The organism is Streptomyces sp. NPDC005551 (assembly GCF_042871785.1).
Lineage (GTDB): Bacteria > Actinomycetota > Actinomycetes > Streptomycetales > Streptomycetaceae > Streptomyces.
In genome coordinates, this window is the sequence record NZ_JBIAJE010000008.1 from 98,658 (window position 1) to 116,069 (window position 17,412).

Annotated in this window: 14 protein-coding genes; 4 read left to right on the forward strand and 10 right to left on the reverse strand. The window is 73.4% G+C overall.

The window, feature by feature from the left end:
- Positions 1 to 181 precede the first annotated feature (181 nt).
- Positions 182 to 1,093, forward strand: a complete 912-nt coding sequence (locus ACFYP4_RS23545; RefSeq protein WP_388787771.1) for a GNAT family N-acetyltransferase — start codon at positions 182 to 184, stop codon at positions 1,091 to 1,093.
- A gap of 28 nt (positions 1,094 to 1,121) precedes the next feature.
- Here the strand turns inward: ACFYP4_RS23545 and ACFYP4_RS23550 are convergent, their stop codons facing one another.
- The 5 genes from ACFYP4_RS23550 to ACFYP4_RS23570 form a co-directional block, all read right to left on the reverse strand.
- On the reverse strand, positions 1,122 to 1,577 hold the full coding sequence (locus ACFYP4_RS23550) for a hypothetical protein (protein ID WP_388787774.1): 456 nt from the start codon (positions 1,575 to 1,577) through the stop codon (positions 1,122 to 1,124).
- A 198-nt stretch (positions 1,578 to 1,775) separates the two neighbouring features.
- A complete protein-coding gene (locus ACFYP4_RS23555; RefSeq protein ID WP_388787777.1) occupies positions 1,776 to 2,765 on the reverse strand; it encodes a malate dehydrogenase in 990 nt (329 codons plus the stop codon).
- Positions 2,766 to 3,201: 436 nt separating this feature from the next.
- Complete coding sequence (locus ACFYP4_RS23560) at positions 3,202 to 4,419, reverse strand: DUF2690 domain-containing protein (protein WP_388787780.1); 1,218 nt, start codon at positions 4,417 to 4,419, stop codon at positions 3,202 to 3,204.
- Between the two features lie 487 nt (positions 4,420 to 4,906).
- Positions 4,907 to 5,398 carry a DUF3017 domain-containing protein gene (locus ACFYP4_RS23565; protein WP_388788206.1) on the reverse strand — a complete coding sequence of 164 codons (492 nt, stop codon included), beginning with the start codon at positions 5,396 to 5,398 and terminating at the stop codon, positions 4,907 to 4,909.
- Between the two features lie 256 nt (positions 5,399 to 5,654).
- Positions 5,655 to 6,509, reverse strand: a complete 855-nt coding sequence (locus ACFYP4_RS23570) for a bifunctional methylenetetrahydrofolate dehydrogenase/methenyltetrahydrofolate cyclohydrolase (protein WP_358855001.1) — start codon at positions 6,507 to 6,509, stop codon at positions 5,655 to 5,657.
- Between the two features lie 268 nt (positions 6,510 to 6,777).
- Here ACFYP4_RS23570 and ACFYP4_RS23575 point away from each other — a divergent pair, with 268 nt between their 5' ends.
- The gene (locus ACFYP4_RS23575; RefSeq protein ID WP_388787783.1) at positions 6,778 to 7,362 is read left to right on the forward strand and encodes a hypothetical protein; all 585 of its coding nucleotides are present in this window, start codon (positions 6,778 to 6,780) and stop codon (positions 7,360 to 7,362) included.
- 116 nt (positions 7,363 to 7,478) lie between these two features.
- On the opposite strand, the gene purH is transcribed toward ACFYP4_RS23575, so the two are convergent.
- Positions 7,479 to 9,041: a bifunctional phosphoribosylaminoimidazolecarboxamide formyltransferase/IMP cyclohydrolase gene (gene purH, locus ACFYP4_RS23580; protein WP_388787786.1), complete on the reverse strand. Its 1,563-nt coding sequence runs from the start codon at positions 9,039 to 9,041 to the stop codon at positions 7,479 to 7,481.
- Entirely contained in the window at positions 9,038 to 9,658 is a 621-nt protein-coding gene (purN, locus tag ACFYP4_RS23585; protein WP_358855987.1) for a phosphoribosylglycinamide formyltransferase, read from the reverse strand. The genes purH and purN overlap by 4 nt, the downstream gene beginning before the upstream one ends.
- A 451-nt stretch (positions 9,659 to 10,109) precedes the next feature.
- Between purN and ACFYP4_RS23590 the strand changes: the two genes are divergently transcribed.
- Entirely contained in the window at positions 10,110 to 10,991 is an 882-nt protein-coding gene (locus ACFYP4_RS23590; protein ID WP_388787789.1) for a hypothetical protein, read from the forward strand.
- A gap of 24 nt (positions 10,992 to 11,015) precedes the next feature.
- On the opposite strand, the gene ACFYP4_RS23595 is transcribed toward ACFYP4_RS23590, so the two are convergent.
- Positions 11,016 to 13,283, reverse strand: a complete 2,268-nt coding sequence (locus tag ACFYP4_RS23595; RefSeq protein WP_388787792.1) for a DUF6350 family protein — start codon at positions 13,281 to 13,283, stop codon at positions 11,016 to 11,018.
- A gap of 104 nt (positions 13,284 to 13,387) precedes the next feature.
- On the opposite strand from ACFYP4_RS23595, the gene ACFYP4_RS23600 reads away from it, so the two are divergent.
- Positions 13,388 to 14,629 carry a helix-turn-helix domain-containing protein gene (locus ACFYP4_RS23600; RefSeq protein WP_388787795.1) on the forward strand — a complete coding sequence of 414 codons (1,242 nt, stop codon included), beginning with the start codon at positions 13,388 to 13,390 and terminating at the stop codon, positions 14,627 to 14,629.
- Positions 14,630 to 14,806: 177 nt separating this feature from the next.
- Here the strand turns inward: ACFYP4_RS23600 and sucD are convergent, their stop codons facing one another.
- Both sucD and sucC read right to left on the reverse strand, forming a co-directional pair.
- Positions 14,807 to 15,691 carry a succinate--CoA ligase subunit alpha gene (gene sucD / locus ACFYP4_RS23605; protein ID WP_355794457.1) on the reverse strand — a complete coding sequence of 295 codons (885 nt, stop codon included), beginning with the start codon at positions 15,689 to 15,691 and terminating at the stop codon, positions 14,807 to 14,809.
- Between the two features lie 21 nt (positions 15,692 to 15,712).
- Positions 15,713 to 16,891, reverse strand: coding sequence for an ADP-forming succinate--CoA ligase subunit beta (gene sucC, locus ACFYP4_RS23610; RefSeq protein ID WP_121405576.1), 1,179 nt, complete (start codon positions 16,889 to 16,891; stop codon positions 15,713 to 15,715).
- Between the last annotated feature and the right edge of the window lie 521 nt (positions 16,892 to 17,412).

The window sequence follows — 17,412 nt, forward strand, 5'->3', positions numbered from 1 at the left end:
TCGGTCACCCTTGGGGGCCGTGAGCACCTGCCCATCCGCCCCTCATGCATGCGAACTCGTGACCGAAAGTGCCGGGTGTCACTGAACAACCATCAGAAATACCGACAGCATCGGCCAAATGCCGTCAGCCCGATCACATCCCTGGACATACGGCATTTTCTTTGACTAGGGTCAAACACATATGGAGCCAGTCTCAGTGGACGACGTGCGGGCGCTGCGCCGCCTCCACCGGTACTTCACCCGCCGGGCGGGCGCGCTCGACGAGCACTGCCCCGGCCGGGAGCGCCCGCTCGGCGAGGCCCGGCTGCTGTTGGAGGTCGGGCACGGGACCTCGCTGCGTGACCTCAGAAGCAGGCTGGGGCTCGACGCCGGGTATCTGAGCCGGATGATCAAGACGCTTCAGGCGCAGGGGCTGATCCGGGTGAGCGTGCACCGCAAGGACAGCAGGCTGCGGGTCGCGGAGCTCACGCCCGCCGGACGGGCCGAGGTCGCGGAGCAGAACCGGAGGGCCGACGGACTGGCCGCGGGCCTGCTGCGGGGACTCAGCGAGGCGCAGCGCGGCGAACTCACCGCCGCCGTCGCCGTCACCGAGCGGCTGCTGCGGCTCGCCGGGACCGCCGTCGAGGTCGTCGACGGCGCCTCCCGCGACGCGCGGACCTGCCTCGCCGCGTACGCCGCCGACATCGGCGGGCGGTTCCCCGACGGCTTCGACCCGGCGGTCCCGGTGCGGCCGGGCGAGATGCCGGAGCGGGCCGTTGCCTTCGTCGTGGCGTACGAGGAGGGACAGCCCGTGGGCTGCGGGGCGCTGCGCCGGCTCGAACGGGGCGTGGGCGAGATCCGGCACATGTGGGTCCACCCCGACGCGCGGAGGCTCGGACTGGCCCGGCGCATGCTGAAGGAGCTGGAGCGGCAGGCCGTCGCACGCGGACTCGACACCGTGCGGCTCGACACCCACGCCGTCCTCACCGAGGCCCAGGCCATGTGCCGGGCCTGCGGTTACACGGAGATCCCGCCGTACGACGACAACGTCCACGCGGCCCACCGGTTCGAGAAGCGCCTGCGCCGCACGCCGGCCCGCCGCCCCTCCGGCTGACGGGACGCGGGCGGGCGGGCCGGACCGCTCACGCCGTCGCGCAGTCCGCTCCCGTCGGGCAGAACGAGTTCAGGGCCACCCGGAACGGGGTGCGCACGTCCGTGCCTTCGGTGCCGATCGAGCGGATCGCGTACGCCGTACCGTCCGCGGCCTCGAAGCGGTGGTCGATGACCTGGAGGGGGCCGTCCTGCACGTCGTCGTCGTGCTCCCAGGCGGGGGGCCCGGGCGACGCGGATCTGGCGCTCGTCAAGACCACCCAGATGCCGCCCAGCGCCAGCGCGGTGGAGACCTCCTGCCGCCGTGCCCGCACGGCATGCGCGAGCACGGAGACGACATCGACACCGAGGGACGGCGCGGCCGGCCGCTCCTCGTGCCCGATGAGTTCGTCGATGACCCGTGCCCTGAACCCGGTGTCCAGATGGGCCCCGGCGCACAGCAGCCGGGTGGACTCGCTGTGCGCGTACCGCCGATTCGATCCCGTCAACGGGACCACCCCCGCCATGTCTTGCCCGGCCCGGCCGGCAACCCCGGGCGGACCGTACGTCACGACGATAGCGAGGGATACTCCTGTTGCAGCTGCCATATACCGATAAAGCACGGGTGTTCGATACGTACTTTTCGTACGCATGCGTCGGCCCCCACCGGAGTACGTTCCGATGGGGGCCGACGGAGGCGGGGCGGCTCAGATGAGGCCGAGACCGCGGACCGCCTCGCGCTCCTCCTCGAGCTCCTTGACGGAGGCGTCGATGCGGGCGCGGGAGAACTCGTTGATGTCCAGGCCCTGGACGATCTCGTACGTGCCGTTCTTGGTGGTGACCGGGAAGGAGGAGATCAGGCCCTCCGGGACACCGTAGGAACCGTCCGACGGGATGCCCATGGAGGTCCAGTCGCCGTCCGCGGTGCCGTTGACCCACGTGTGGACGTGGTCGATGGCGGCGTTGGCGGCGGAGGCGGCCGAGGACGCGCCGCGGGCCTCGATGATCGCGGCACCGCGCTTGGCGACGGTCGGGATGAAGTCCTCGGCGAGCCACTTCTCGTCGTTCACGGTCTCGGCGGCGTTCTTGCCGGCGACCGTGGCGTGGAAGATGTCGGGGTACTGGGTCGCTGAGTGGTTGCCCCAGATGGTCAGGCGCTTGATGTCGGCGACCGTGGAGCCCGTCTTCTTGGCGAGCTGCGTCAGCGCGCGGTTGTGGTCCAGGCGGGTCATCGCGGTGAAGCGCTCCGCCGGGACGTCCGGCGCGGCGGCCTGGGCGATCAGTGCGTTGGTGTTGGCCGGGTTGCCGACCACCAGGATCTTGACGTCGTCCGCGGCGTGGTCGTTGATGGCCTTGCCCTGCGGCTTGAAGATGCCGCCGTTGGCCTCCAGGAGGTCACCGCGCTCCATGCCCTTGGTGCGGGGGCGGGCGCCGACGAGCAGGCCGACGTTCGTGCCGTCGAAGGCGACGTTCGGGTCGTCGGTGATGTCGATGCCCTGGAGGAGCGGGAAGGCGCAGTCGTCGAGCTCCATCGCCGTGCCCTCGGTGGCCTTGAGCGCCGGGGTGATCTCCAGAAGGCGCAGCTTGACCGGAACGTCCGCGCCGAGCAGCTGGCCGGAGGCGATGCGGAAGAGCAGTGCGTAGCCGATCTGGCCGGCCGCGCCGGTGACGGTGACGTTCACGGGAGTGCGGGTCATGGCGTTCTCCGTATGACAGCTGGCGGTGGGGCGTCGCTGCCCCGGGTGCAGGATCCCGCCGCCTGCCGGATGGCCGGCGCCGACCGCCGCGAGGATCGATCAGGCGTACAGATGATCGATCTCTCGGCGTCAAGAGAGATCCGCCCGTCAGGCTATCGCGCATCCGAGGGCCCGCACGGCCGGGTCTCGTGTGGCCCGCCCCACAACCGCCGTTCCGGGCACGAAGAAGCGGCCGCCCGCCCGTTGGAGGGGACGCGGCGACCGCAGGGGGGTACCGGGGGTGTGCGGGAGAAGGGGGCGTCCTCCCGGAGCAACCGGATTGCGTGGGGGTACGGTCCGTCTGCCCCGGGGGCCCGGACCATGCCCCCGTGCGGCGCGGTTTCCGCACACCCGCGCGCGAGCAGGCCCCACGCGCGCGTGCACGCCGTCGCGTCCCCTACCGAGTGCAGCCCTTCTCGCCCGACTTGAGGGTCGCGCAGGCCTTCGCGTCACCCGCGTCCTTCACGGCCACCATCGGGGTGTACCCGTCGAAGTCCCCGTCGGCCGAGCTGCTCCGTGCGGCGGCCTCCGTCGAGGACACCACGACCCTGTCCCCCGGAGCCGCCCGGGTGATACGGGCCCAGGCGGCTCCGCAGGCCTTGTTGTAGCGGACCTCCACGAGTGCCGTGCCGACGGTGACGCTGGTGGTGGTCCTGGCCCGCTCGTCACCGCAGCCCATCTCCTCCGGGTCCTTGCCGGCGCAGCCCCTGCCGCTGCACTTCACCCCGGCCGGCAGACCGGGACCGGTGCTCGCGGAGGCGGCGGGCGGCTTCGGTGTGCCCGCGTGCCTCCCGTCCCCGCCGCCGTCGGTGAGCAGGACGGCAGTCACGATCACCCCGAGCGCGCCGACCGTGCCCGCGAGGAACATCGTGAGCCGCCGCATGCGCCGCGCCTTGTCGGCCGAACCAGCCCCCCGCGGCGGGCCGTCGGACGGCGGCGGCCCCGCGTCCCGGCCGGACACCGGGGGCCCCGGCACCCCGGCATCCGGTGGCGTCACGGGCGCGGACGGGCGGGACGGCAGGCTGAGCCCCCACCGGCCGCGCGCGGGCCCGCCGGGTGCCGCGCCGCCGCCGGAGCCGCGCGCGGCGGCGCCGTCCGGTCCGGAACCGTACGAGGATGGCCCGGAACCGTACGAGGAGTCCTCCACGTCCCGCGGTGAAGGCTGGGACGGCACCGTGGGCATCACCCCGGCGGGTCCCGCGATCCCCGGCGTCGCCGTCGCGCCGCCGCCCCCGCGGGCCTGCCTGCCGCCCGTGCCGTTGGCGGGCGGCGGCCCGGACTCCCCGAGCGCCGCCCGGGCCCGGGAGATGCGAAGGGCCTCCATCGTCATGTCGTGGCGCATCTCGGCGCGGCTCCATGCGCGCTCGGCCAGCTCCCACATGGTGACGAGGTGCACGGGGCCGGTGCCGGTGACCTCGGCCAGCGCGACGACCGCACCCTTGGGCGCGAGCAGCCGGCCGTTCAGATAGCGCTCCCAGGACGTCCTGCCGTAACCGGTGCGGTCCGCCACCGCGGCGATGCTCAGCCCGCCGCGGTCGACGAGCCGGCGCAGCTGACTGACGAACTCCCTGACCTGCGGGTCGAGTTCATCCGGCAAGGCCCTCCAACGAGGCATCGCTTCCCCCTTTTCCCCGTACGTGCCTGATTCCGTCCGCGCCTTCCCTCCGGACCGTCCCGGCTGGACACGCTAGCCCCGGCGCGGAGTGCCTTCGCGGCGGTTCTCGAACTTGTCCGCGCATCGGTACGACCGGGGGTGCACAGGAGGGCACTTGCGTTACGGAAGTGACCGGATACGCCGAGGAGCACGGGCCGGCGGCCGTGGCGGGAACCGGTGTCGGCGGCCCCTGGGACGCGGTCCTCGACGCGGTTCCCGTTGCGGGGCGCGGACACCGTAGCGGAATGGTCACTTCCGTGCCACAGCGAACAGGCAGGTGTTGAACAGGCTGTTCACCGTGCGTGAGTGTGGACCCCGGGCGGAACACTCGCCCGGCCGCGGCTCGTCCTTACTCGGGGGAGGGGATGGGCCGCGGTCACCTCGCCCGGCTGTCCAGTCCGGCCCGGTGGCCCTCACTCTCCCGGGGGAAGCGCGGGCCACCGTCCGGTCACTGGATCGTGAAGTGCAGGGTGTCGTCCAGGAACGGGATCTCCAGCAACGGCTTGGGCTGCGCCATCAGCGCGAGCAGCACGATGGCCACGCCCAGCGCGCCGTACGTGACCATGTCCGTGAAGCGGGAGCGGACCGCGAGCATGCCGACGTCGGGCACCGCCCAGCGCAGCACGCCGCCGGCCAGCAGGGCCACGCCGATCAGGACGGTGCCGAGACGGAAGACGTCCAGCGCGGTCAGCAGCAGCCCGAGCCCGACACCCGCCAGGACGACGAGGATCGGCCACTGGCGGGCGGGCGCGGGAGCGTCCCGGGGTGCCGCTCGGCCGCCGCCCTCGGGCCGCGCGGTGTCCCGCGTGAACAGCGGGAAGCGGCGGGTGGTGCGGCGGGGCCTGCCCTGCGCGTCGGGCGCGCTGACCGCGTCCCGCACCGTCGGTTCCGCGCTGGTGCCGACCACGTCGTCGATGCTCACGCCGTCCAGGCCGTCCAGGCCGTCCAGGCCGTCCAGGCCGTTCAGGCCGTCCAGGCCGTTCAGGCCGTTCAGGCCGTCCAGGCCGTTCAGGCCGTCCACGCCGTCGGTGTCCGTACTCGACGCGCCGCGGGTGCCGGTACCGGCCGCGTCCGCCGGTTCCGCCGCGGGTTCCCGGGGGGCCTCAGTGGACTCGGCGGACACGGTGTTCTTCGCGGACGCGGTGTTCCTGGCGGACGCGGTGTCCTCGGTCGCGGCCGTGTCCTTGCCGTCGCCGTCAGCCGACACTGCGCTCCGCCGCCTCGACCACGTTGACGAGCAGCTGGGCGCGGGTCATCGGACCGACGCCGCCCGGGTTCGGGGAGATCCAGCCGGCCACCTCGGCGACGCCGGGGTGGACGTCGCCCACGATCTTGCCCTCGGCGCTGCGCGAGACACCGACGTCGAGGACGGCGGCGCCCGGCTTCACGTCCTCGGGACGGATCAGGTGCGCGGAACCGGCCGCGGCGACGATGATGTCCGCCCGCTTCAGGTGGGCGGAGAGGTCACGGGTGCCGGTGTGGCACTGGGTGACCGTGGCGTTCTCGGAGCGGCGCGTGAGCAGCAGGGGCATCGGGCGTCCGATGGTCACCCCGCGGCCGACGACGACGACCTCGGCGCCCTTGATCTCCACGCCGTACCGGCGGAGGAGGGTGAGGACGCCGTTCGGGGTGCAGGGCAGCGGCGCCGGCTCGTTCAGGACCAGCCGCCCAAGGTTCATCGGGTGCAGGCCGTCCGCGTCCTTGTCCGGGTCCATCAGCTCCAGGATGCGGTTCTCGTCGATGCCCCTGGGCAGCGGGAGCTGGACGATGTAGCCGGTGCAGGCGGGGTCCTCGTTCAGTTCGCGGACGACCGCCTCGATCTCCTCCTGCGTGGCGGTCGCGGGCAGTTCGCGCTGGATGGAGGCGATGCCGACCTGCGCGCAGTCGCGGTGCTTGCCCGCGACGTACTTCTGGCTGCCGGGGTCGTCGCCGACCAGGACGGTCCCCAGGCCGGGCGTGACGCCCTTCTCCTTGAGGGCCGCCACGCGGGCGGTCAGGTCGGACTTGATCGCGGCTGCGGTGGCCTTGCCATCGAGAATCTGGGCGGTCATGGCCCCATCCTCGCGGATGACCCGGCCCCGGTTCCAATCCGGGCCGCCGACGGCGCCCCGCGGGCCCTGCCAGGTGGTGGCCGCCATGATCGTGGATGTTGCACTTGCACAACACGTACGGATGTCCGCTGGACAAATGAGCGAGTGATTGAGAACGATGAGCGGCACAGTGCCGCGGGCAGTACCGGGGGGACGGACCGCTCTGTAGAACTCTCCTCCGAACCGTGCCGCGCGTAGTCCCCGCATCAGGCATCGGAGGAAACCCGCCATGAGCTACGGCGACCCGAACAATCCCTACGGCCCCCCGCAGGGCCAGCAGCCCGGCTACGGCTACCCCCAGGGCGGTGCGCCGCAGCAGCCCGGTTACGGCTATCCGCAGGCCCCGCCGCTCCAGCAGCAGCCGTACGGCGGCGGTTACCCGGGCGGACCGGCCGTGATGCCGGGCGGGGTGAAGGCCGCGCGCGTGATGCTCTTCGTCATCGGCGGTCTCCAGGTCCTCGGCGCCATCCTGATCGCGCTGTCCGCGGTGGCCGTCTCGGCGGCGAAGAACGACGAGGCCCTCAAGGACGACGTCCAGTTCCAGCAGCTCGCCGACTACTCGGCCGGCGTGCTGTGGGCCGTCACCGTCGCCGTACTGGCCTGGGGCGTCTTCGCCATCTGGCTCGGCGTGAAGACCGGCAGCGGCGGCAACGGCGTCCGCGTCGCCATCCTGGTCTTCGGCATCCTGACGGCGATCCTCGGCATCTACCCGTTCGTCGTCGTCGGCCTCGCGCACACCGTCATGGCGATCCTCATCGCGGTGTTCGTCGGCAAGCAGGACGGCGAAGCCTGGTTCAACCGCCCGCGGTACTGACCGGCGGCACCGGAACCGTCCGCGGTACGGGGCACGCGCACAGGACGGCGGCCTCCGGCCCCCTCGGTGGAGGGGGCCGGAGGCCGCCGTCAGGTGCGTCGGAGGCGGCGCGGGGCTCAGTGGAAGAAGTGGCGCGTCCCCGTGAAGTACATCGTGACGCCCGCCTTCTTCGCGGCTTCGACGACCAGCTCGTCGCGGACCGAACCGCCGGGCTGGACCACGGCCCTGACGCCGGCCGCGGTGAGGATCTCCAGACCGTCGGGGAAGGGGAAGAACGCGTCCGAGGCGGCGTAGGAGCCGCGGGCCCGCTCGGCGCCCGCCCGCTCCACGGCCAGCTTCGCGGAGTCGACGCGGTTGACCTGGCCCATGCCGACGCCCACCGAGCCGCCGTCCTTGGCGAGCAGGATCGCGTTGGACTTCACCGCGCGGCACGCCCTCCAGGCGAACGCCAGCTCGGCCAGCTCGTCCCCGCTCAGGGCCTCGCCCGTCGCGAGGGTCCAGTCGGCCGGGTCGTCGCCGTCGGCCTGGAGCCGGTCGGTGACCTGGAGCAGCGCGCCGCCGTCGATCGGCTTGACCTCGACCGGGTTGGCCGGCGCGCCGTCCGCGCGCAGCACCCGGATGTTCTTCTTCTTGGTGAGCACGTCGAGCGCGCCGTCCTCGTAACCGGGCGCCACGATGACCTCGGTGAAGATCTCGGCGACCTGCTCGGCCATCTCCCGCGACACCGGACGGTTGACGGCGATCACACCGCCGAACGCGGAGAGCGGGTCGCAGGCGTGCGCCTTGCGGTGCGCCTCGGCGACGTCCGCGCCGACGGCGATGCCGCACGGGTTGGCGTGCTTGATGATCGCGACGCAGGGCTCGTCGTGGTCGTACGCGGCACGGCGCGCGGCGTCCGTGTCCGTGAAGTTGTTGTACGACATCTCCTTGCCGTGCAGCTGCTCCGCCTCGGCGAGGCCTCCCGTGCCGTCGACGTACAGCGCGGCGCCCTGGTGCGGGTTCTCGCCGTAGCGGAGGGTGTTCTTGCGCTCGTAGGTGTGGCCGAGGAACTCGGGGAAGCCGCTGTCGTCCGCCGGGGCGTACCCGTCGGCGAACCAGGAGGCGACGGCCACGTCGTACGCGGCCGTGTGCCGGAAGGCCTCGGCGGCGAGCCGCTTGCGGGCGGCGAGGTCGAAACCGCCGTCCTCGACCGCGGCCAGGACGTCGCCGTACCGCGCGGGGCTGGTGACGACGGCCACGGACGGGTGGTTCTTGGCGGCGGCGCGGACCATGGAGGGGCCGCCGATGTCGATCTGCTCGACGCACTCGTCGGGCGACGCGCCGGAAGCGACGGTCTCGCGGAACGGGTACAGATTGACGACGACGAGGTCGAACGGCTCCACGCCCAGCTCGGCGAGCTGCGCCCGGTGGTCCTCCAGGCGCAGGTCGGCGAGGATGCCGGCGTGGACCTTGGGGTGCAGGGTCTTGACGCGGCCGTCCAGGCACTCGGGGAAGCCGGTGAGCTCCTCGACCTTGGTGACCGGGACACCGGCCGCGGCGATCCTCGACGCGGTGGAGCCGGTGGAGACGAGCTCGACCCCGGCCCCGTGCAGCCCGCGCGCCAGCTCTTCCAGACCGGTCTTGTCGTAGACGCTGACGAGCGCCCGGCGAAGGGGCCGCTTGTTGCTCTCGGCGGTCACTGGATAACTACCTTTCGTCCCTCGATGCGATAGCCGTTGCGGGCGAGCCGCCCCACGACATCGACGAGCAGCCTTCGCTCGACTTCCTTGATGCGCTCGTGAAGAGCGGTTTCCTCGTCCTCGTCCCGCACCTCGACCACGCCCTGGGCGATGATCGGGCCGGTGTCGACACCGTCGTCGACGAAGTGGACGGTGCATCCGGTGACCTTCGCGCCGTACGCGAGCGCGTCCCGCACGCCGTGGGCTCCCGGGAAACTGGGCAGCAGCGCGGGGTGCGTGTTCACGAACCGCCCGCCGAACCGGGCCAGGAACTCCTTGCCCACGATCTTCATGAACCCGGCGGAGACGACCAGGTCGGGCTCGTACGCGGCGGTCGCCTCGGCGAGCGCCGCGTCCCACTCGTCACGGGTGCCGTAGTCCCCGACCCGCCGGACGAAGGTCTCCAGCCCGGCCCGGCGCGCGCGCTCCAGCCCCACGATGCCGTCCCGGTCCGCACCGACGGCCACGATCTCGGCTCCGTAGGCCTCGGTGCCCTGGGACTCGACGGCGTCGAGCAGTGCCTGCAGGTTCGTGCCTGATCCGGAGACCAGCACGACGAGGCGCTTGGCCTTGGCCACGGCGGGGCCCTTTCTCGGGGAAGCGTTTGTACGGTCGTACGAATGCTTCGCGCCCCCGGATACGGGGAAGTCTACGAAGCGGCCGACCGGCAGCAACGATACCGGCACACGGGGCGGCCCCCACGGGACGGGGGCGTGGCCGGAAGGTAGCGTCTGGTGAGCGCCTGTCCGGGAACGCCGCTCGGCGCGGGGGGAACGCCCCGCGCGCGTGGGGCGTTGATCTGGACGGGCACGCATGCGCGGGCGCGGGTCCTGTACGTCGGGGCGCGAGCCCCGGGACCCGTACACCGGGGCGCGAGTCCCGGAGCCGTACCCGCCGGGGACGCTGCCCCCGGGCCCGAACACCCCGGGGCGTGAGCCTCGGTCCCGAACACTCGGGGCGGGTGTCGCGAGCACCGAAGCTCGCGCGCACACCGCCCGCCAGAACCACCAAGGGGAAGACGCACACCTGATGCCGGACCGCAGTCTCCGACTCCCTCCGCTCCTGCTGCGCGAGCGGCGCCCTTCGCCCACGCCGCCGCGGGAGGACGGGGACGCGCCCGGAACCGGGCCCACCCCCACCGGCGGACGCGACACCTCGGGTGGCGACGGCTCCTCGGGCGGGCGCGACAGCTCGGGCGGGCACGGCTCCTCGGACGGACGTGACGGCTCGGGTGCCGGTTCCGCGCCCGGGTCCGACGCGGACCACAACCCGTTCGCGCCGCCGCCCGAGGGCACCCCGGACCAGCCATGGCAACCGCGCCGACCGGCCGACGGAGGCCGCGGAGAGGGTTCCGACGAGGGCAGCCGTTCGCCCTGGGGCAGCCAGTGGAGCGACCGGCAGCCCGGACCCTCGCAGAACGGCGGGTTCGGCGACCGCCCCGGCGCGCCCGGCGGTCAGGGCGGTCCCGGTGACGGCCGCGAAGGCGGCAAGGGCGGCCCCGGCACCGGTATGCGCTGGGACCCGGCCGACCCGGCCCAGCGCCGCGCCCGCTACTCGCTGCTCACCGGCATGTGGGCCTTCTTCTTCGCCCTCTTCAGCTGGCCGTCCGTGGCCCTGCTGCTCGGCGCGCTGGCCATGTACTGGGGCGTCAGCTCCGTCCGGGCCAAGCCCCGTGCACCGGAACCGGGCGCCCCGGCGCCCGACCCGGGCGTCCGCTCGCAGACGAGCGCGGCCGTGAGCGGTCTGGTCACCGCGTCCCTCGCACTCGCCATGGTCGCCCTCACGTTCACCGCCCAGCTCGTCTACAGCGACTACTACACCTGCACGAACGACGCCCTCACCAGTGCGGCCAAGCAGTCCTGCGACGATCTCCTGCCCAAGGAGCTGCGGAGCCTGCTGGGCAAGAACTGATCCGGGCCGCCGGGACCGTCCCCGTCAGGGCTCGGGGTCCCCGGCCGGGTCCGCGGGAGCGGCCGCCGCTCCCCTGAGGGCCGCCCAACGGGACGCGCGCGAGCCGTCGCCGTGCCAGCCCGGGGCATCGGACGGCAGGAGGTCGTACGGCGCGAGATCGGGGTCCTCTTCCGGCGCCACGGCCGCCGGGCGGGGCGCCGCGCGCTCCTGGTCCCGTGCGTCCGCCCGGCCGCGACGCGGGACCCTCAGCCGGGAGAGCCACGAGCCCGTCGGGGGCGGGGCCGCCCCGGGACGGCGCACGTCGGCACCACGCCCGCCCGCGTCCGGTTCGGTCGCGTCCGGTTCGGTCGCGTCCGGTTCGGTCGCGTCCGGTTCGGCAGGACTCGCCTTCTTCCCCGGCCCCGGTTCGGCCGGGCCCGGCTTCCCCGGGCTCGATCCGGCCGGGCTCGCAGCGGTCGGCTTCCGCTTTCCCCGTCCCGGTTCGGCCGGGCTCGGCTTCCCCGGGCTCGATCCGGCCGGGCTCGCAGCGGGCGGTTTCCGCTTCTCCGGTCCCGGTTCGGTCCGCTCCGCGTCTTCCGTCGTCGGCTCGCTCACCGCCGGGTCCGGCGTCTCCGGGGCACCTGCGCCCGGCGCCGGCACGTCCACGAACCCGCCCGGCCCCTCACCGGTGTCCGGGTCCCGCGCCCCCGCAACCGGCCCGGCCGCCTCGCCGGCATCCGGGGTCCGGCCTCCAGCCTCACGGGCAGCCGAGTCCCGTACCTCCACCGGCCGCCCCGGCGCCTCACCGGCACCCGCGCCCCGGTCCGGCGCCTCGCGTACCCCCGAGTCCCGTACCGCCGTGCCTTCCGTCGACCCCGGCCTCGGCTTCTTCTTCAGCGCCGACGTCAGCTTCAGCCTCAGCTTCGCTGCCGGTGCCGGTCCGGGTGTCCGCGCCGGTCCGGACGTCCGTGCCGGTGCCGGTGTCCGTGTCCGCGTCGGCGGTTCCTGCTTCGCCGCCGGACGCGGTGTCCGGAGCCACCACGCCCGCAGGCTCCACGCCACCGGGGTTCCCACCACCGCGGTCCACCCCGCGGCCGCGCCCCCGGCCTGCCACCACACCGGCCCGAAGTGGGCCAGGGCCAAGACCCCGAGCGGCCCGCCCGCCGCCCCGGCGAGCAGCGCGAGGGCGATGCCGCACAGCCCCGCGGCGAGACAGACTGTGCCCGCCGTGCGCCGCACGGACCAGGCCGCCGTCCGCTCCCGCGAAGCCGTCCGCGCCACGTACCAGGCGACCGTCACCCCGCCCGCCGCGGGCACCACCGCGGCCACCAGACCCCACGGCGATCCGGGGGTCTCCGGAACCGCCGCCAGCAGTGGAAACGGCGGCAGCGTCGGGCCCACCGCGGCAGCGGACAGCGGCGCCGCCACCTGCCCTGCGCCCAGCACGAACCCCGGCCCCAGCCCGTACGCCGCCGCCCACACCGCCGCGTTCGGCACGAGGGCCAGGCACAGCAGCAGGACGGCGAAGCGGCCCGACCACACGTCCGTGAGCTGGAGGAACGAGTGCCGGGCCGCTCCCCCGTGCCAGACCAGGGAGACCGCGACCAGCAGTGAGCCCGCGCCGACGAGAGCCGCCGTCCCGGCCCCGGCCGCCCGCAGCGCGGCCGCCAGCCTGCGCCGGGCGTCCGGCACGAGGGCGGCGGCGACGACGAAACGGCGTACGCCCGGGGGAAGGGTGCCGAGCCCGCGGCGCACGGCCGGAGGCAGCGGCCCGCCCGGCCGCCCGTACGCGGCCCACACTCCCGCGCCGGCCGCGACCACGACCAGGACGGGCAGGCACAGGAGGGTCCACGGCCAGGAGGGCCGCGGCTCCCCGCCCGAGGCGTACAGCGCGGCCGCGCCGCCGACCGCGAGGTAGCCCCCGACGACCCCGGCCCACGCCCTGCCGGGGACGGGTACGGCGTCCACGGTGTCCCGCGCCGCCCGGTACAGCAGCCACGCGGGAAGCGCGACCAGGAGCAGCGGGGTGACCCCGACGGGGGCGGGGACACCGGTGAGGGTTTCGGCGCGGACGAGTTCGACGCCGTGCGCCAGCAGCCACAGGGACGCGGCGACGTGCAGGGCTCCGCCCGGGCCGCTGTCCGGGTACGGCGAGCTGATCCACAGCACCGTCACCAGCACGGCGAAGCAGCCGAGCCCGAGGCCCGCCGCGACCGCGCCGCCCAGCGCGCCCGTGCCGAGGCCCGGGGATCGGTCGCGCCACCGGAGGCGCAGGGACGACAACGACGGGCTGCGGTCGGTCAGATGGGTCACGACGCCATGCTGCCAACGACACGCGCTTTCTCGTCGTAACAGGCAAACGCCCGATGTGTCGCTCAATATACGTTTATGTACTTTTTCGCGCTAAGAGGCACCCTGTGACGCAGAGCCCTGCCACCCCGCTGCCCTCCCCCAAGCGGCGCCGGCGCCTGCGCGAGGCCGCCGGGCTGACCCAGGCTCAGGTCGCGGACCGGGTGGGTGTCAGCCGCGAGACGGTCCGCTCCTGGGAGAGCGGGCGCACCACTCCCCACGGCCGGGAGCGGGAGGCGTACGCCGAACTGCTGGCCGAACAGGAAGACGAGCACGCGTCCCGGCGCGACCCCGAGACCGTGCCCGCACACGCCGGGCCCGGGACGCCCGTACAGCGGTCCCAGCTCGCCCTCGTGCCCGCCGGCGCCGACGCGCCCCCCTCGACGGACCCCGGCGGACCGACGGAAACAGCGCCGTCCACGCCCTCACCGTCCGCCCCGGACCGGGCCGACGCCCCCGCGGGGACCGGGCCGGACGCTCCCCAGGAGACTCAACCGAGGCCCCGGACACAGCCCCTGACGCCAACTCAGGCCTTTGACATGCTCTACGAGTTCTGCGCGCCCGCCCTCGTACGGCAGACCTATCTGCTGACCGGGCGGCGCGAGCTGGCGCGGGAGTCCGTGGAGCGGGCGTTCCAACTGGCCTGGCAGCGCTGGCCCGAGGTGGCCGTCGACCGGGACCCGGCCGGCTGGGTGCGGGCGACGGCGTACGAGTACGCGCTCTCCCCCTGGCACCGGTTGCGGCCGCGCTTCCGGCATCCGGAGCCGCCGCCCGCCGACGCGACCGACCGCGCCCTGCTCGCCGCCATCCTGAGACTGCCGCCGGTCCACCGGCGCACCCTGGTGCTGTACGACGGTGTCGGGCTCGACCTGCCCGACACCGCGGCCGAGACGGAGGCGAGCACGCCCGCGACCGCGAACCGGCTGCTGCACGCACGCGAGGCCGTCGCCGCCCGCATGCCGGAACTCTCCGCCCCCGAGGAACTGCACCGCCGCCTCGCCGCGCTGGCGGGCTCGGAGCGGCTGCACGCGCCCGGTCCCACCGCGGTGCGCACCGGTAGCGAGCGCCGCGCCCGCAGCTGGACCCGCGCGGCCATCGCCGTCACGACGCTCCTCGTCAGTGCCACGGCGCTGACCCTGGCCACCGCCCCGGACCACTACGAGCCCCCGCTGTCCCCGGGCACGACGGTGCGCGGGGTACCGCCGCGCGCCGCTCCCGGCACCCTCTCCGAGGACGAACTCGACCTGCGCTCCAAGCTCAGGTCGGAGACGGAGAACGGTCCGGGAAGGCTCGTCCCGGAGGGCAGGTGACGACAGCCCGGCGCATGCCGGGAAACGCCGAGTGGGGGCGGGCCCCCGCCGGGGGGGGGGGCCCCCCCGGGGGGGGGCCGGGCGGGGCGGGCCCCCCCCCCCGGCCCCCCCCCCGCCCCCCCGGGGGGCCCCCCCCCCCGGCGGGGCCCCGCCCCCACTCGGTGTCGAGCCGGGAGGTCAGCCCGCGAGGATCTCGCGCGCCAGCTTCGCCGTCTCGGTCGGCGTCTTGCCGACCTTGACGCCGGCGGCCTCGAGGGCCTCCTTCTTCGCGGCGGCCGTGCCGGAGGAACCGGAGACGATGGCGCCGGCGTGGCCCATCGTCTTGCCCTCGGGCGCGGTGAAGCCCGCGACGTAGCCGACGACCGGCTTCGAGACGTTGGCCTTGATGAAGTCGGCCGCACGCTCCTCGGCGTCGCCGCCGATCTCACCGATCATCACGATCAGGTCGGTGTCGGGGTCGGCCTCGAACGCGGCGAGCGCGTCGATGTGCGTCGTGCCGATGACCGGGTCGCCACCGATGCCGACGGCGGACGAGAAGCCGATGTCACGCAGCTCGTACATCATCTGGTACGTCAGCGTGCCGGACTTCGAGACCAGACCGATGCGGCCCGGCTTCGTGATGTCGCCCGGGATGATGCCGGCGTTGGACTGGCCCGGCGTGATGAGGCCGGGGCAGTTCGGGCCGATGATGCGGGTCTTGTTGCCCTTGGCCTTCGCGTACGCCCAGAAGGCGGCGGAGTCGTGGACCGCGATGCCCTCGGTGATGACGACCGCGAGGGGGATCTCCGCGTCGATCGCCTCGACGACGGCGGCCTTGGCGAAGGCCGGCGGCACGAAGAGGACGGACACGTTGGCGCCGGTCTTCTCCATCGCCTCGGCGACCGTGCCGAAGACCGGGATCTCGGTGCCGTCGATGTCGACGGACGTGCCGGCCTTGCGCGGGTTCACGCCGCCGACGATGTTCGTGCCGTCGGCCAGCATGAGCTTGGTGTGCTTCATGCCCGTGGCACCGGTCATGCCCTGGACGATGACCTTGCTGTCCTTGTTGAGGAAGATAGCCATGGTGGTCTGGTCCTCTATCCCTTACTTCGCGGCCGCGAGCTCGGCGGCCTTGTCGGCCGCGCCGTCCATGGTGTCCACGCGCTGGACCAGCGGGTGGTTGGCGTCGGACAGGATCTTGCGACCCAGCTCCGCGTTGTTGCCGTCGAGACGGACGACCAGCGGCTTGGTGACTTCCTCGCCCTTGTCGGCGAGCAGCTGCAGCGCCTGGACGATGCCGTTGGCGACCTCGTCGCACGCAGTGATGCCGCCGAAGACGTTGACGAACACGGACTTGACGTCCGGGTCGCCGAGGATGATCTCCAGGCCGTTCGCCATGACCTGCGCGGAGGCGCCGCCGCCGATGTCGAGGAAGTTGGCGGGCTTCACGCCGCCGTGGGCCTCACCGGCGTACGCGACGACGTCGAGGGTCGACATGACCAGACCCGCGCCGTTGCCGATGATGCCGACCTCGCCGTCGAGCTTCACGTAGTTGAGGTTCTTGGCCTTGGCCGCGGCCTCGAGCGGGTCGGCCGCGTCCTTGTCCTCGAGCGCCTCGTGCTCCGGCTGGCGGAACTCGGCGTTGGCGTCCAGGGACACCTTGCCGTCGAGGGCCAGGATGTCGCCGGAGGCGACCTTGGCCAGCGGGTTCACCTCGACGAGGAGCGCGTCCTCGGCGACGAAGGTGTCCCAGAGGGTCACGAGGACCTCGGCGACCTTCTCGGCGACCTCGGCCGGGAACTTGGCCTGGGCGACGATCTCACGGGCCTTCTCGATCGAGACGCCCTCGTTGGAGTCGACCGGGACCTTCGCGAGGGCCTCGGGGGTCTTCTCCGCGACCTCCTCGATGTCCATGCCGCCCTGCACCGAGGCCATGGCCAGGAAGGTGCGGTTGGTGCGGTCGAGGAGGTACGAGACGTAGTACTCCTCGAGGATCTCGGGGGCCGTCTCGGCGATCATCACCTTGTGGACCGTGTGGCCCTTGATGTCCATCCCGAGGATGTCCGTCGCCCGGGCGACGGCCTCGTCCGGGGTGGCGGCCAGCTTCACGCCACCGGCCTTGCCGCGGCCTCCCACCTTCACCTGGGCCTTGACGACGGACTTGCCGCCAAGACGCTCGGTCGCCTCGCGGGCTGCCTCAGGCGTGTCAATGACTTCACCGGCCAGCACCGGTACACCGTGCTTGGCGAAGAGGTCCCTCGCCTGGTACTCGAACAGGTCCACGCGCGTCCGTCCCTATCAGTGATCTCGCCGCTCTGCGGTCTGCTATCTCCGTGGGCGTGCCGCGAAGGGCAACGTGACGTCCGCTGTCACAAGGGTGGCGCACACGGTGTCCGAGCGCGCGGCATGTCCGTCCCGCAGGTTATCGCCGCACGCCGTGGGTCCCTAAATCGCAGATCACACCTGAGCGGTGATACCTGTCACAGATGGGTGTCACAGATCCCCTCGAAAGCGGGACCTCACCGGGCTGGGGTTGGCCCGGTGAGGTCCCTGGGAGGGCCGCCACCGGATGTGGAGGCCCCGGCCTCTCGACGGTGCCGAGAGGCCCGGCTCGCAGGTCCCCACCCCAATGGGGACCGTGCGGGCCCGGCCGCGGGGGTCTAGGTGGACGGACCGACGGTTTTCGGCCGTCCGGGGCTTACGCCCCCGCGGAGTCGGTGGGACGCCTGACGACGGCCCTGCCCCGGCGTTCTGCCACGGGGCGGGCGTCGCTGTCGGACGTGGTGCTTCGGGTTCGGTTCGGC